Source organism: Ruegeria sp. BHSA123 (assembly GCF_059613425.1).
The window spans coordinates 1-14,268 of sequence record NZ_JBXWSL010000006.1; the positions used below are offsets into that span (position 1 = coordinate 1).

Here is a 14,268-nt window from a genome sequence, read left to right on the forward strand (position 1 = left end):
CAGCGACGCTTGCGCTTCCTGTCTCGGTCCCATCATGGCTGATCCCTCCCTTTAGGAAGAATTGAATCAGCAACTTACCAACCGATCAAGCCCGAGTTTTTCAACAAAATAGTCCGAACAGGAACGCCAGTTCGGCTTTTGATAGCTTCAGATCCTGCGTCCCTGATACAGGGTCCGCCCTCCCTGATCCGCCGGAACAATTCCCTGTTCCCGCGAGAAAATTCCCTGTTCCGCTTTTTAGGGAATTTGCAACATAAACCTCTGAAAAACATGCAGTTCTGACAGGAGAAATGACCGAACTCAGACCCGTTTCACGAAAATTCCCTGTAAATTGCCGGGTATCAGGGAAATCCAGCCCAAAGCGACCCCGCCAAAATGCGGCACTGAGACTGCGGCCGGAATTGCGCTCTGAATGTACAGTCTGCTCCGTCTCTGATTGAAAGCGCACGCGCCAACTCGCGGAAATTGCGGCACAATTCCGGGTCAGAAAACACAACTGAAGTGAGACGGGTATGGGTGGCGGGGAGACAGGGATTCGAACCCTGGGGACGCTCTCACGCCCAACGGTTTTCAAGACCGCCGCATTCGACCACTCTGCCACCTCCCCGTCGAAGGCAGGGTCTAAGCGCAAGTTCTGCCAGAGGCAAGTCGAAATCGGGATTTCTTGCCGAAGCCCGCGCAGCGGTCTTTCCATGACTCTTCAGCCGCGTTATGATCCCCGAAATAGACCGAAACAGGCTGGCAAGCAGAACCAGCAGACCGGCAGCGGGGTTCCGAGAACGAGACCCCTTCAGGCAAGGGATAAGCAGATGAAGCGAGCGATCATGACACGCCCGGGACCAAAACGGTTGGCGTATCTGGCGTTGACTTTGACAGTTCTGAGCGGGTGTGAGGACATTCTTCAAGAGTCTGAAAAACCTGAAGAAAACTCAAACAAAACCGAACTCCTTCCCGAGGCGGCATCGGGTTCGCAGCGTGACGTTGAAGCTCCCGAGGTTTTTCAGGTCACCGAAGCGGGGCTTTGGGATGGCAGACCCTCGCTGGGCGGGATCTGGGTCGCGTACCCGGATGTTTCACAGCCCGAGCGTGTCGTGATTACGAACACTACAAACAACAAGTCCGTAACAGGGGCCCTGTTCCGACGTGAACGCAACCTGCCCGGCCCGGCACTTCAGGTGTCATCTGCGGCTGCGGAACAGCTCGGAATGCTGGCGGGCGCGCCGACAAAGGTCAGTGTTGTCGCTCTGCGCCGTGAAGTTGCAAAGGAATCACCACCAGAGGACGCGCCCAAACCGGAAGACGAGGCGGCGGATACGGCTGCGGTGTCGGACGCCGCGACCACCGACGATCCATCCGCGGCAGATAGCGAAAAACCGGCCAAGCCGAAATGGTGGCAAAAGAAGGCGCCAGCGGCAGCAGCTGGTACAGCAGTGGTTGCGGCGGAAGCGGCAAGTTCTGCCAATGAAGCAACCGAAGGTACGGGAACAACCACCGATGCGGGATCATCCACTGAGGATCCGACAGAGCCCGCTGAAGAAAAACCCGCCAAGCGGAAGTGGTGGCAGAAACAAGAGCCAGCAGCGGCGGCTGCGGGAGCCACCGTGGCTGCGGCGGATGTCGCGACGGACAGTGTTGATGTGGCCGCGGATGTAGCGGTAGCCGCAGCTGCACCGGCGTTGTCGGATGCGCCTGTCGAAGCCCCCGCTGAAAAACCCGCGAAACGGAAGTGGTGGCAAAAGAAAGATCCCACTGAAATCACCGAAACGCCGCTGGACCCCATCGAAGGCGCGGCAGCCGCGATTGACGCGACCGAAGCGATTCCGGCCGCGGCAGCAGCAACAGGCGCTGCGTCTCCGCTGAGCAAACCATTCGTGCAGATCGGGACATTCAGCGTCGAAGCAAATGCCAATGCCGCTGCTGAGAAAGTGCGCCGGAATGGCATGTCGACTGTTGTGCGGGAACTGAAAACCGAAAACAAAACAGTATGGCGGGTCCTGGTTGGCCCTGCCACAACCCGGGCCGAACGCAAAGCCATTCAAAAAGATGTAAAGGATCTTGGTTTCAAAGATGCGTTCACCGTGTCCGACTGATACAGGGAGGCATAACATGCTATCCTCATTGCGAGTTTCTGTTCTGGCCTTTGGGCTTGCCGTGCTGGCAATCCCGGCTCAGGCTTTTGATACATCCGCCCGCGCGGCATATGTGATCGATCAGACCACCGGTACGGTGCTTTTAGCAAAAGACGCTGATCAACCCTTGCCGCCTGCATCCATGTCCAAGCTCATGACGCTGTATGTTGCTTTCGAAGCGCTGCGTGACGGAAGACTGACGCTGGACGAAACCCTGCCCGTGTCTGAACACGCGATGAGCTATGGCGGCTCGACCATGTTTCTGAACACGCAGGACCGGGTTCGGGTCGAGGACCTGCTGCGCGGCATCATCGTTCTGTCAGGCAATGACGCTTGCGTGGTGCTCGCCGAGGCGCTGAGCCCCGACGGGACAGAGGCCGGGTTTTCCCGATACATGACCCAACGCGCCAAGCAGATCGGTATGAACAACTCGAATTTCGCGAACTCGAACGGTTGGCCTGCCGCCGGACATATGATGTCGGTTCACGATCTGGCGGTTCTGGCCGACAGGCTGATTACCGACTTCCCCGAATATTACCCCCTGTTTTCAGAAGAGGAATTCGAATTCGATGGCCGTGCGCCATCGAATGCCCGTAACCGCAATCCGTTGCTGAAACTGAGCATCGGCGCGGATGGCCTTAAAACCGGCCACACGCAGGAGGCCGGATACGGCCTCGTCGGCTCCGCCAAACAGGGCGACCGCCGTGTCATCTTCGTCCTCAGCGGGCTGGACAGCACCGGCCAACGGGCAGAGGAGGCTGAGGCCGTGGTTAACTGGTCGTTTCGAAATTTTGTCGAGAGGACAGTTGCCAACGCGGAAACGCCGATAGCTGAAGCCAAGCTGTGGATGGGCGAGAAAAAGACCGTAGGTCTTGTACCTGACGGCGATCTGACGGTTCTGTTTCCAGTTCTGGGCACACAGAACGTCAAGGCCGAAGTGGTCTATCAGGGTCCCATCAATGCGCCGGTCAAAAAAGGCCAGCAACTGGCCGAGCTTGTCATCAAGCCTGAAGGATTGCCGGAAATAAGACGTCCGCTGGTGGCAGCGGAAGACGTTGCAATTGGTGGATTTGTCGTTCGTATGCTGACCGTTGGTGGCATTGTTCTGAAAGACGTGATCAATAACCCGCTGGAGTCGATGTGACCAGGGCTGGGTTATTTCTGACTTTCGAAGGCATTGACGGATCAGGCAAGTCAACTCAGGCGCGGATGCTGGCAGATCAACTGCGCGCGCAAGGTCATGAGGTCGTTTTGACGCGTGAACCGGGCGGCTCGCCTGGCGCGGAAGAAATTCGTAGTCTGGTGTTGGAAGGTGATCCCGACCGCTGGTCGGCAGAAACGGAAATTCTGCTGTTCACGGCCGCCCGCCGCGACCATCTGGAACGTACGATCGAACCCGCGCTGGCCGCAGGGCAAGTCGTGATCTGCGACCGTTTTGCCGACAGCACACGCATGTATCAGGGCCTATCGCGGGGAGATCTGCGCGGCCTTGTTGATCAGCTGCACAGCCTGATGATCAAGCGCGAGCCTGACTTGACGCTGCTGATCGACATGGACCCCGATACCGGCCTGTCCCGCGCCAAAGGGCGGCAAGGCGCGGAAGAACGGTTCGAAGATTTCGGCCCGGACCTGCAAAAGAAAATGCGGGCGGGCTTTCTGGCGCTGGCCCGTGAGTTTTCCGACCGTTTCCGCGTTGTGGACGGCAACCGGGACATGGACAGCGTTGCACAGGATGTGACAGAAATCGTCCAGGCTGCATTGCGATAGACGATGAATGACGAAATCCCCTCTCCGGATCAGGTGCCTGGTGCGCCGCATCCCCGCGAGACCGCCCAGCTTTTTGGTCAGGATGCGGCAGAACAGGCGTTTCTGACCGCCTTCAACTCGGACCGGCTGCACCACGGCTGGTTGCTGACCGGGCCGCGTGGCGTCGGCAAGGCGACGTTGTCTTGGCGGATTGCGCGGTTCTTGCTGGCAACACCTTTGGCAAACGACGGTGGGCTGTTTGGCGCGCCGCCACCGCCAGGGACTCTCGACATTGATCCCAACCACCCGGTGTCACGTCGCATACTGGCCGGGGCCGAGCCGGGATTGGCCGCGATAGCTAGGTCACTGAATGATCAGGGGCGGCTGCGCAACGAAATCGTTGTGGACGACATCCGAAAACTGGGAAAGTTCTTTGGCCTGTCCTCTGCCGATGGCGGGCACCGGGTCGTAATCGTGGATTCCGCGGATGAGATGAATGTCAGCGCCGCTAACGCGTTGCTGAAAATGCTGGAAGAACCTCCGGCGCGTACAGTCCTTTTGCTGGTGTCGCACCAACCCTCACGCTTGCTGCCAACCATCCGCTCTCGTTGCCGTACCCTACGTCTGGGGCCCCTGAGCGCTGGGGATATGCAGGACGCGCTGTCGCAAACCGGGACGACCTTACCGGCGCACCCCGAATATCTCGCCGCATTGGCCGCTGGCTCGGTCGGGGACGCGGTTCGCCTGATCAATCTGGGCGGACTTGAAATCTATGCCGAACTGATTGCCATTCTGGGCACCCTGCCCCGTCTGGACCGGCAGCGCGCACTGGCCCTGGCCGAGGCTGCAGCACAACGCGGCGCGGCCGAGCGCTTTGATCTGCTGCTGACACTGATCGATGTCGCCTTGTCTCGGCTGGCCCTGACCGGGGCAACCGGCGCACCACCGTCCCCCGAAGCCGCCCCGAACGAAGCTGAAACGCTGGCCAGATTGTCGAATTCTACGGATCAGGCTCGTCGATGGGCCGAAGTCGCCGCGACAATCACAGCCCGCGCGCGACATGGTCAGGCGGTGAACCTTGACCCTGCCGCTCTGGTCCTAGATACGGTGTTCAAGATACAGGAAACCGCCGGCCAGGTCAGATGAGCGACACCCCCCAGATCACCGACAGTCATTGCCATCTGGACTTCCCGGATTTTGACGGTCAGTTGAGCGACATCATTTCGCGCGCAGCCGAGGCTGGCGTGACCCGGATGGTGACGATTTGCACCAAGCTGCGCAATGAACCCGCGGTCCGTGCGATTGCCGAAGCCCATGCGCCGGTATTCTACGCCGCAGGGACCCACCCGATGAGTGCCGCAGACGAGCCTATGGTCTCGGTCGATGAACTGGTTGCACTGGCACAGCACCCGAAATTTGTGGGCATCGGCGAATCCGGTCTGGATTACCACTATACAGCCGACAGAGCAGAGCTTCAGAAGCAGTCGCTGCGCATTCATATCGAAGCCGCCCAGTGCACAGGGTTGCCTTTGATCATTCATGCCCGCGCCGCAGACGACGATATGGCCCAAATTTTGGCCGAAGAGTATCGCAACGCGCCCTATTCCTGCGTGATGCACTGTTTCTCGTCCTCGGCCGAGTTGGCCAAAGCCGCGCTGGATCTGGGGTTTTATCTGTCCATGTCCGGCATTGCGGCCTTTCCCAAAAGCCAGGAGTTGCGCGACATTTTCGCAAGCGCGCCAGTGGATCGCATTCTGGTGGAAACTGACGCGCCCTATCTGGCACCGCCCCCTTATCGTGGCAAGCGAAACGAACCGGCCTATACCGCACATACAGCCCGAAAAGGGGCCGAGCTGTTCGGGCTGGAGTATCCGGCTTTTGCCGCCCAAACTCAGGCGAACTTTGACCGGCTGTTCAGCAAGGCGGCAACGTACAGGGCCGCTGCATGACCGAATTGAGATTTACCATTCTGGGCTGCGGATCGTCAGGCGGCGTACCCCGGTTGGGTGGTCACTGGGGTGATTGCGACCCTGCAAACCCCAGGAACATTCGCCGACGCTGTTCCCTGCTTGTCGAGCGTGACGGTCCAGGCGGCACAACCTCCGTGTTGATTGATACGACCCCGGACATGCGCAGCCAGTTGCTGGACACGGGCACCGGGCGGCTTGATGGTGTGGTCTATACACATTCTCACGCGGATCATGTCCATGGAATCGACGACCTGCGCATGATCGTGTTCAACATGAAAACCCGTGTTCCGGTCTGGGCTGATGGTGATACTCAGAACGCCCTGCTGGGGCGGTTTGGATACGCCTTCATTCAACCCGAAGGGTCACCCTATCCTCCGATCCTCGACCTCAAGTCCATCGAAGGGCCGTTCGAAATCAACGGACCCGGCGGTTCCATTCCGTTTCGTCCATTCAAGGTGAACCACGGCTCGATTGATTCTCTGGGCTTTCGTATGGGGCAGCTCGCCTATTTGCCGGATGTTGCCGAAATTTACGACCACGCATGGCCTGAAATGGAAGGGTTGGATTATCTCATTATCGACGCCCTGCGCCGAAGCCCTCATCCCACACATGCACATCTGGAAAAAACGCTGGAATGGATTGGGAAGCTGCAACCAAAACAGGCGATACTGACCAATATGCATATCGATCTGGACTATGCGACCGTCGATGCAGAAACTCCGGACAATATCACCCCCGCCTATGACGGGATGGTGATACATCACGCGTTTCAGACCCCTGTTCCTTTTGCATAAGATAACGCAGCTTGGCAGCTGCATGGGGGCCAAATGCTGCAAAGCCTGATTGACGTCATTCTTCCTGTCTTTCTTGTGATCGGTGCCGGTTACACGGCAACACGAACAGGTTATTTCAAAGAAAACCATGTCGACGGGCTGATGAGATTTACGCAAGGGTTCGCGATCCCATGCCTGTTGTTTCTGGCAATCGCGCATCTGGACCTCAGTGCCAGTTTCGATCCCCGGCTTTTAGCCAGCTTCTATTCCGCCGCTGCCTTGTGTTTCACCACGGGTCTTTTTGGTGCGCGCATCATTTTCAACCGCGAATGGGAAGACTGCGTGGCAATCGGGTTTTGTTGCCTTTTCTCAAACTCGGTTCTGCTTGGATTGCCGATTACCGAACGCGCTTATGGTCTTGAGAACCTGACAGGCAACTATGCGATTATCGCCTTCCATTCCCCGTTTTGTTACGGCGTTGGGATCACGGTGATGGAGGTTGTCCGCAATCGCGGAAACGGTGGCGCGCGCATGGCACGTTCTGTTCTGTCTGCAATGTTCAAGAACGCGCTGATCCTTGGTATTGCACTGGGGTTCGTGGTCAATCTGTCCGGTTTGACCATCCCAGCTGTGGTGGACGAAGCCCTTGGTCTTATCACTCGGGCCGCCCTGCCCGGCGCCCTGTTTGCACTGGGCGGGGTACTGGTCAAATACAAACCCGAAGGCGATCTGCGAACTATCGCCTTTGTTTGCGCAATCTCGCTGATGCTACATCCCAGCCTAGTGTGGATATTCGGCAAGTCCACGGGGCTGCCGCAGGACCTTTTCCGCTCGGGGGTGTTGAACGCAGCCATGGCGCCCGGGTTTAACGCCTATATCTTTGCCAATATGTATGGCCGCGCCAAGCGGGTCGCAGCTTCTTCTGTTCTCATTGGGACAGCCACATCCATCCTGACTGTCTGGCTTTGGCTAACGGTTCTGGGCTAACAGTAGTGTTGACTTCAGTTCGCACAGAGGCACGTAACGCATATCGTGTCAGGAGATCCAAATGCCACATGCCATCATCGTCGCACATGGCCAGCCGTCCGATCCAGAACCGGCTGAGGCTGCTTTGGCTGCATTCGCGGCTACGGTCGGCGCCCTGACCGAGCATGTAACGGTGCATGCTGCAACTCTGGCCGCGCCCGGCGCGTTCGAGGTTAAACTGAACAGCCTGCCGGAAAACACGGTCATCTATCCGCTTTTCATGGCAAACGGATGGTTTGTCACCAGCGCACTACCCAAGCGATTAGGGGATCACAAAGCGCGCATTCTAGACCCATTGGGTGTTGACCCAGAGCTACCGGCATTGACCGCGCACGCCCTGCAATCCGAGTTGTCCCAAAGGAATTGGGCAACTGCGTCGACCGATCTGGTCATTGCCGCACATGGGTCGGGGCGTAGCCGAAACCCGTCGGCCGTGGCTCTGGGTTTCGCATCGCAGCTTCAAGAAATGCTGGCTTTCAAATCTGTCCGCGTTGGGTTTGTTGAAGAACCGCCATCCATTTCCGAAGCCGCGACTGGCATGGGGGCTCAGGCGCTGTGCCTTCCGTTCTTTGCCTGCACCGGGGGGCACGCAGTAGACGACGTGCCCGCAGGATTGAGCCAAGCAGGCTTCGAAGGCGTCCTGCTGCCAGTGGTTGGGGAACTGCCACCCATCCGGCACCAGATTGCCAAGCAGGTAACGAAGGCCGTTCAGCTCGCGTAAAAATTCGCTTGAGTTCTTTGCCCCGGAAACAGGCAAAACTCAGGTTTGCGCTTTGATCAGAGTGGAATACAGGCGGTGGCAGGACCGGCCATCTCGCTTGGCCTGATAAAGGGCGACGTCGGCGGCGTGAAGGATGTCGGCGGCTTTGGGAACCTTGAACTGGGTGGACAAGGCCGTTCCGATACTTGCAGAGATACAGCACGGTTGGTCCTGAAACATTATGGGTTCATTCAACCTCGCGATCAGGCGCCCGGCGATGGACTCCAGGGTTTCTTCCCGCGTCAGACCTTTGAAAATAATGACAAACTCATCCCCGCCGACCCGCGCGACCGTATCGTCTCCACGCGTCTCTTCAAGCATGATGCGGGCCGCCTGTTGCAGGACGTAATCCCCGGCAGCATGGCCCAGCCGATCATTCACGGATTTGAAGAAGTCCAAATCCAGATGCATAAGGGCGAATGTAGAATTTGTCAGGATCAGATGCCCCAGCAAATGATCCATCGCGCGGCGGTTCTTCAATCCTGTCAATGTATCGGTATATGCCTGCTCTTCCGCGGCTAGCATTGCCCCCTGAAGCCTGAGATTAAGTGAACGGGACGCTTCCATCGCGGCAGATTTGGCTTCGACCAGATACAACAGCTCGATCGCCAGGTCGGTGCCGGAAAAATCTGCGCTCGTCAGGGCGTAATCCCGAACCGCATCCAAAATCGAAATACCGAATGACAGATTGATGACTGCACCGCCCGTCTCGGGCAAGGGTGCGACCAGGCCTTTCAGGGTCGTACGTGGTTCATCGCGAAATCTCAGATGCAGTTTGGCACCGGCCATCGACATCAATGCGGGAAGGGTGGTGACTGTTCTGGGGCGGATCAGCTCGAACATGTCCAGAACCCCCAGCCCGACCAAAGGCAATTCGGGCCGCAACTTTTGCAATGTCGGGCCCGCTTGTTGAATGCATCCGCTGCGGTCCACCAACATGAACATCGGGCAAAGCGTTTCCAGAAGTTCGGCCAGTTCTTGGGTATGCGTCATCTGTTCCGAGCCCCCAGATCAAAATGGCGCCCCTCGGCAAAGGCGCTTTCGACCAAAATGATTGAAATGATTTCACAAAACTCCTGACGACCCTCATGCGACAGCATCACCAGCGCACCATAATCATCGGCCATCGCTCGTAGGACCCCGACCATAACACTGGAAAATCCCGGTAAGTCCGGAAGGCAGCACAACTGGTATTCCGTGGCTGAAAGCTCTCTCAACTCAAGCGCAGGCAAAGTCAGATCAGAGACAGCCAGTCTCACACGATCCGCAAGATCATCTAGGGAATGAAGAAACTCGACATAGGTGACACCCCCAAACCTGAGCAGTCGGCGCAGCCCTTCCATGTTCGGATGGGACACCAGATATGTTCCTAGATCTTCAAGGATTTCCGCCTGTGGTCGGTTGAGGTCAATACTCAGGGCCTCGAGCAACCGGGTCGTCATGTCATCGTCATAGATGAGCATGGCTTCAAACTCGACAAACCCAAGCCGCGCACCTTCGGTCACGCGAACCCAGCAGGATTGCCCGTAGGTCGCGCCGACAAAGGACTGTATCGCCCGATTGATCAGACCATGCATCGGATGCCTCAGATTGGTGTCCTTGGCACTGTGGTCTGAGAAACCTTAACAAATAGCCAAAATTCGCCCCGAGTTGCTGTGAATGCAGCGGAGTATCAAGACGACACTACCCACCTTGTCAGAAGTCCGTCGGCGCGCCGCCTTCGGCCTTGCGGCGTTCGACGAACTCGGCCAGTTCCTCGCGAATACCATCGTCCATCGGAGGGGCTTCAAAGCTCGAGATGATCTCTTTGAACATGTGATGCGCACGCTCAGCCGTCCAGATGCCTCCGGCGGCCTCCCAGCCTTCATAGTTCTTCCAGTCACTCAGGAAGGGCTGGTAGAAGGCCGTGCTGTAGCGATCCTGTGTATGCTGGATGCCAAAAAAGTGACCGTCATTGCCAACCGCTCGAATTGCATCCAAAGCAATCTCATCCGGCCCGGTCGCGGTCAGATTAGGGTTCATATAGCGCTGAATTTGCTGCAAAACCTCGCAATCCATGATGAATTTTTCCGGGCTGGCGATCAGGCCGCCCTCCAGCCAACCGGCGGCGTGGTACACCATGTTGGTGCCCGACTGTACGGCCGCCCAGAGCGAGTTCGAGGTTTCCCACACGGATTGCCCGTCTGGCACATTGGCCGCACACACACCGGATGAACGCAGCGGCAGCCCATAATATCGCGCCATCTGCCCGGTCATCTGTGTCGAGCGCATGTATTCCGGCGTCCCAAAAGCGGGCGCGCCTGATTTCATGTCCACATTGGATGTGAAAGTTCCGATTACACAGGGGATACCAGGGCGCACATATTGGAACAGAGCGATGGCGCACAAGGCTTCGGCCAGGGACTGTGCAACCGCACCCGCCATCGTTACTGGTGCCATTGCCCCCGCCAGCGTAAAGGGGGTTACGACAATCGCCTGCCCGCGCCGCGCCAATCTCAGGCAACCATCTATCATCGGATGGTCATGCTTCAACGGCGAGGTCGAGTTGATGTTGGTGTACATCCGTGGCGAGGCCTCGAATTCCTCGTGGCTGAGACCGCCCGCGATGCGCACCATCTCCATCACATCTTCAACACGTTCCTTACCCAACGAATAAGCGTGCATCGCCTTGTCGGTCAGGGTCAGCTTGTCATACAGCACATCCAGATGCCGGACACTGGCATGAATATCGACGGGTTCTACAGGATATCCGCCAGCGAAGTGAATACAGTTGAAGTACTGCGTCAGTTTCAGAAGATTCTGGCACATCTCGCGATTGCCCGGCACTTTCTTTCCGATTTCCATGTCCCAGTAATTGGGCGGCGACGAAACGTTGCCAAACAGAATGTTCTTTCCACCTATCTCGATCCTGTGGTCAACATTTCGGGGGGTAATGGAAAACTGGCTGGGCGCCTTGGCGATCATCTCCATGACAAAATCGCGCCCCATGCGGACGTTGTCACCATTGATCGTGCACCCCGCTTCGCGCAGGATGCCGATTGCCTCTTCGTTGTAGAATTCGATCCCGATCTCTTCCAGAATACGCATGGCCCCTTCATGGATCGCTTCGATCCCGGCCTGATCCAGCGGTTCAGTCGGGCGATCTATATTGATGGGTGGGTCCCACGGCATCTGGTCAATCACCGCGCTACCCCTGCGCGCTGCCGCACCTGCGCGTCCTCCGCCGCGGCGTTTGCGTGTGTTGGTTTCGGCCATGGTTGCCTCCGTTCTGGCTTGGTACAAGCAAGACCCGAAGACGCGTTTCTGGCCGCTCCATCTGCGACAGAGCTTGTCGGTTTTCTATAATTGTTCGTCGATTTTCTGGATCAACACATCATTTTTCGGCCAGCCACGCTGGAATGTGACCGATATCCGGAAGGACCACATCCGCCATCGGTGCCAGCGCATCTGCTTCAGCCAATCCGGTCAAAACGCCAATGGTGATCATCCCGGCTGCGCGCCCCGCTTGCAGGTCATGAACACTGTCCCCCACCATTGCAATGCGCGACGGCTCGACCCCGACCTGTGCGGCAAAGGCCAGCAACTGACCTGGCCCGGGTTTGAACCCATGACCACTGTCATACCCGGCGACAAAATCGAAGTGTTCGCGTATTCCCGCAGATTCCAGATGCTGCAAAGCCGGATGCTCGCTGTCATTTGTCGCAAGGCCCAGTTTGATCCCGGATTGCTGCAACCCTTTCAGGAATGGACCCAACGGCACGGCAGGGGATTGAGGAGCCGCTGCGGCCTCGGCATTCATCATGTCTACAACTTCCTGCAATGTCACATCGTCAACATGCGCAATAAGCACCTCGGCGATTTCTTCGACTGTTGCGGCTATCACAATGCTATCCGTGGAATACCGCTCTTGCTCGAAGTCAAATCCGATGATGCTGCCGAGTTCCACAGCCCGGTCTACATCCCCCTTTGTCAGACGCATCAGCAACGACCGCCCGAAGGTTCCCCAGGTTTTGGCAAAATCGAACAAAGTGCCATCCTTGTCGAAGACGATTGCTTCTATTGGCATCGCGTGCTCCTGCGGAAAAGGTGTTCAGGTCCAGTGTACATCGCCACCGCCTGACAGAACCGCCCGCGCTTGGGCAGGGTGATCATAGGCGATCGAGTTGGCGTCACAAAACGCCATGACCCACGAATCGTCAAGCACTAGAAAATCGAGAACCGAAGCCAGAAAGTCCCGGTCACCGGCCCGATTGCGAACATCCCCGATCGAAGCACCTGTCGAGCCAAGAAAGACAGGCAAAAGCTCGTCATTGCTGACCAGCCAACCCAAGGCCGTCAGAGCAAGAGTCTCGGCTGAATCGGGCGAAATGGACATAAACAGTGCTCGGATCAGGTGATGGAAAGAGTTTGTTAACCAGACTCATAAACAATTTGTTCACGCATGCAATCAACGGTGAACGACTATGTCTGTGCAAGGCACCATCCTTGTCCTCGACGGGGTATCAACCAACCGCATAATGCTGAAGGTTCAACTGACCGCTGCCTGGTATCACGTGGTACAGGGTGGAAAACTTGAAGGGCTACAAGCCCTTGCGCGTCGCGTTCAGCCGGACCTTGTACTGACGGCACAGACATTGCCCGACGGAACAGCCGCAGATGTCAAGAAAGCCCTTACCGAAGTATCTGGCCTGGATGACGTGCCCGTTGTCGTACTTGCAGCACAGAATGACAAAAACGCGCGCCTGCGTGCCCTGAAAGACGGGCTGGACGATGTGTTGACGCATCCTTTCAAAGATACGTTGCTGCTGGCACGCATTCGCAGCCTTTTGCGTGCGCGCGCAGTTACTCAAGATTTGCAGGTCAGCAACGGATCACAACCTATTGGATTTGGGGAACCCGCCCCTGTCATGATCACCCCCCCGAACGCGGCCCGGGTTGATATCTTGACCAATACTGTCCGAACCGGTGCCCTTTGGCACAAGGCCTTGCAAGGCCAGCACCATTTCGATCTGTCCTGGCACCTTCAATCGAACTTGCAGGGCGTTTTGTCCGGACCGATACCGGACGCGATTGTGGTCGAACTGAGCTCGCACCCGTCCGCGCTGAATATCCTTGCAGATCTCAGGTCACGGGCAGCAACCCGGAACACTGTCCTGATTGGCGTCTTGCAAGACTACGATGCCGTGCAGGCCTCAGAAGCGCTGGACAGAGGAGCAGACGCCGTGTGCCTGGGGGGGTTCTGCGCGCAAGAGATCCTGTTGCGGCTGAACAATCAGATTGCGCGCAAGGCGCGGCTTGATCATTTGCGCGTATCATTGAGAAAAGGGATCGCCGAGTCCTGGATTGATCCGCTGACCGGGTTGCACAATCGTCGTTACGCCATGCGGGCATTGGATCAGATCGTGCGCCAGTCTGCCCGTACCGGGTGTGGCTTTGCCGTCATGCTGGCGGATCTGGACCATTTCAAGGCCATCAATGACTGCCATGGCCACGGCGCCGGTGATTGTGTTCTGACGCTGGCCGCAAAACGCATGCAAAGCGCACTAGGATCCAAAGGTTTTGTCGCCCGTATCGGCGGTGAAGAGTTCATGTTCGCGGTGCCCGATGTGTCACAAAAGCAAGCCAGAAAACTGGCTGAGACCATCTGCGACAGCATTTGTCGCGCCCCGTTCCTGCTATCGGACCAAGGTTTACAGGTTAACGTCACGATCAGCATTGGGCTGGAGATGCCGCAATCGGGTCAGCCGGGAAAAGAACGCACGCCCGTTCCTGTAGAAGATATCCTGAAAGCCGCCGATAAAGCCCTTTACGCAGCAAAAAAAGCGGGGCGCAATCAGGTGAGTATCAGGCAAAGCGCCGCCTGA

At 57.4% G+C, this 14,268-nt stretch carries 14 protein-coding genes and 1 tRNA gene; 9 read left to right on the forward strand and 6 right to left on the reverse strand.

What is annotated here, in order from left to right; all coding sequences use genetic code 11:
* Nucleotides 1-517: 517 nt before the first annotated feature.
* Nucleotides 518-607: transfer RNA gene (locus AC2FNC_RS04620), tRNA-Ser, on the reverse strand.
* A 202-nt stretch (nucleotides 608-809) separates the two neighbouring features.
* Between AC2FNC_RS04620 and AC2FNC_RS04625 the strand changes: the two genes are divergently transcribed.
* From AC2FNC_RS04625 to AC2FNC_RS04660, 8 genes are all read left to right on the forward strand, one after another.
* Entirely contained in the window at nucleotides 810-2,090 is a 1,281-nt protein-coding gene (locus AC2FNC_RS04625) for an SPOR domain-containing protein (RefSeq protein WP_496714724.1), read from the forward strand.
* Nucleotides 2,091-2,106: 16 nt separating this feature from the next.
* Nucleotides 2,107-3,273, forward strand: coding sequence for a D-alanyl-D-alanine carboxypeptidase family protein (locus AC2FNC_RS04630; RefSeq protein ID WP_480476144.1), 1,167 nt, complete (start codon nucleotides 2,107-2,109; stop codon nucleotides 3,271-3,273).
* Nucleotides 3,270-3,896: a dTMP kinase gene (gene tmk, locus AC2FNC_RS04635; protein WP_480476142.1), complete on the forward strand. Its 627-nt coding sequence runs from the start codon at nucleotides 3,270-3,272 to the stop codon at nucleotides 3,894-3,896. The genes AC2FNC_RS04630 and tmk overlap by 4 nt, the downstream gene beginning before the upstream one ends.
* A 3-nt stretch (nucleotides 3,897-3,899) precedes the next feature.
* Nucleotides 3,900-5,021: a DNA polymerase III subunit delta' gene (locus AC2FNC_RS04640; RefSeq protein ID WP_496714725.1), complete on the forward strand. Its 1,122-nt coding sequence runs from the start codon at nucleotides 3,900-3,902 to the stop codon at nucleotides 5,019-5,021.
* On the forward strand, nucleotides 5,018-5,824 hold the full coding sequence (locus tag AC2FNC_RS04645; RefSeq protein ID WP_496714726.1) for a TatD family hydrolase: 807 nt from the start codon (nucleotides 5,018-5,020) through the stop codon (nucleotides 5,822-5,824). Before AC2FNC_RS04640 ends, AC2FNC_RS04645 begins: the two co-directional genes overlap by 4 nt.
* Nucleotides 5,821-6,639, forward strand: a complete 819-nt coding sequence (locus tag AC2FNC_RS04650; RefSeq protein WP_496714727.1) for an MBL fold metallo-hydrolase — start codon at nucleotides 5,821-5,823, stop codon at nucleotides 6,637-6,639. The genes AC2FNC_RS04645 and AC2FNC_RS04650 overlap by 4 nt, the downstream gene beginning before the upstream one ends.
* 33 nt (nucleotides 6,640-6,672) lie before the next feature.
* Nucleotides 6,673-7,605: an AEC family transporter gene (locus AC2FNC_RS04655; RefSeq protein WP_496714728.1), complete on the forward strand. Its 933-nt coding sequence runs from the start codon at nucleotides 6,673-6,675 to the stop codon at nucleotides 7,603-7,605.
* A gap of 61 nt (nucleotides 7,606-7,666) precedes the next feature.
* The gene (locus AC2FNC_RS04660; protein ID WP_496714729.1) at nucleotides 7,667-8,365 is read left to right on the forward strand and encodes a CbiX/SirB N-terminal domain-containing protein; all 699 of its coding nucleotides are present in this window, start codon (nucleotides 7,667-7,669) and stop codon (nucleotides 8,363-8,365) included.
* Nucleotides 8,366-8,404: 39 nt separating this feature from the next.
* On the opposite strand, the gene AC2FNC_RS04665 is transcribed toward AC2FNC_RS04660, so the two are convergent.
* The 5 genes from AC2FNC_RS04665 to AC2FNC_RS04685 all read right to left on the reverse strand — a co-directional run bounded on the left by AC2FNC_RS04665 (nucleotide 8,405) and on the right by AC2FNC_RS04685 (nucleotide 12,779).
* The gene (locus tag AC2FNC_RS04665; RefSeq protein WP_496714730.1) at nucleotides 8,405-9,397 is read right to left on the reverse strand and encodes a diguanylate cyclase domain-containing protein; all 993 of its coding nucleotides are present in this window, start codon (nucleotides 9,395-9,397) and stop codon (nucleotides 8,405-8,407) included.
* Entirely contained in the window at nucleotides 9,394-9,981 is a 588-nt protein-coding gene (locus tag AC2FNC_RS04670) for a heme NO-binding domain-containing protein (RefSeq protein ID WP_480604353.1), read from the reverse strand. The genes AC2FNC_RS04665 and AC2FNC_RS04670 overlap by 4 nt, the downstream gene beginning before the upstream one ends.
* 118 nt (nucleotides 9,982-10,099) lie before the next feature.
* Nucleotides 10,100-11,659 (reverse strand): trimethylamine methyltransferase family protein, encoded by a 1,560-nt coding sequence (locus AC2FNC_RS04675; RefSeq protein WP_496714731.1) that lies wholly within the window; start codon nucleotides 11,657-11,659, stop codon nucleotides 10,100-10,102.
* Nucleotides 11,660-11,777: 118 nt separating this feature from the next.
* Complete coding sequence (locus AC2FNC_RS04680) at nucleotides 11,778-12,470, reverse strand: HAD family hydrolase (protein WP_480516416.1); 693 nt, start codon at nucleotides 12,468-12,470, stop codon at nucleotides 11,778-11,780.
* Nucleotides 12,471-12,494: 24 nt separating this feature from the next.
* Entirely contained in the window at nucleotides 12,495-12,779 is a 285-nt protein-coding gene (locus AC2FNC_RS04685; RefSeq protein WP_480476122.1) for a DUF3572 domain-containing protein, read from the reverse strand.
* 88 nt (nucleotides 12,780-12,867) lie between these two features.
* On the opposite strand from AC2FNC_RS04685, the gene AC2FNC_RS04690 reads away from it, so the two are divergent.
* A complete protein-coding gene (locus AC2FNC_RS04690) occupies nucleotides 12,868-14,268 on the forward strand; it encodes a diguanylate cyclase domain-containing protein (protein ID WP_480476120.1) in 1,401 nt (466 codons plus the stop codon).

What these genes read in the sequence shown, in the direction of transcription:
- AC2FNC_RS04625 (WP_496714724.1), top strand. Translation starts at nt 810, where the DNA reads ATGAAGCGAGCGATCATGACACGCCCGGGACCAAAACGGTTGGCGTAT.
- AC2FNC_RS04630 (WP_480476144.1), top strand. Translation starts at nt 2,107, where the DNA reads ATGCTATCCTCATTGCGAGTTTCTGTTCTGGCCTTTGGGCTTGCCGTG.
- AC2FNC_RS04640 (WP_496714725.1), top strand. Translation starts at nt 3,900, where the DNA reads ATGAATGACGAAATCCCCTCTCCGGATCAGGTGCCTGGTGCGCCGCAT.
- AC2FNC_RS04645 (WP_496714726.1), top strand. Translation starts at nt 5,018, where the DNA reads ATGAGCGACACCCCCCAGATCACCGACAGTCATTGCCATCTGGACTTC.
- AC2FNC_RS04650 (WP_496714727.1), top strand. Translation starts at nt 5,821, where the DNA reads ATGACCGAATTGAGATTTACCATTCTGGGCTGCGGATCGTCAGGCGGC.
- AC2FNC_RS04655 (WP_496714728.1), top strand. Translation starts at nt 6,673, where the DNA reads ATGCTGCAAAGCCTGATTGACGTCATTCTTCCTGTCTTTCTTGTGATC.
- AC2FNC_RS04660 (WP_496714729.1), top strand. Translation starts at nt 7,667, where the DNA reads ATGCCACATGCCATCATCGTCGCACATGGCCAGCCGTCCGATCCAGAA.
- AC2FNC_RS04665 (WP_496714730.1), bottom strand. Translation starts at nt 9,397, where the DNA reads ATGACGCATACCCAAGAACTGGCCGAACTTCTGGAAACGCTTTGCCCG.
- AC2FNC_RS04670 (WP_480604353.1), bottom strand. Translation starts at nt 9,981, where the DNA reads ATGCATGGTCTGATCAATCGGGCGATACAGTCCTTTGTCGGCGCGACC.
- AC2FNC_RS04675 (WP_496714731.1), bottom strand. Translation starts at nt 11,659, where the DNA reads ATGGCCGAAACCAACACACGCAAACGCCGCGGCGGAGGACGCGCAGGT.
- AC2FNC_RS04680 (WP_480516416.1), bottom strand. Translation starts at nt 12,470, where the DNA reads ATGCCAATAGAAGCAATCGTCTTCGACAAGGATGGCACTTTGTTCGAT.
- AC2FNC_RS04685 (WP_480476122.1), bottom strand. Translation starts at nt 12,779, where the DNA reads ATGTCCATTTCGCCCGATTCAGCCGAGACTCTTGCTCTGACGGCCTTG.
- AC2FNC_RS04690 (WP_480476120.1), top strand. Translation starts at nt 12,868, where the DNA reads ATGTCTGTGCAAGGCACCATCCTTGTCCTCGACGGGGTATCAACCAAC.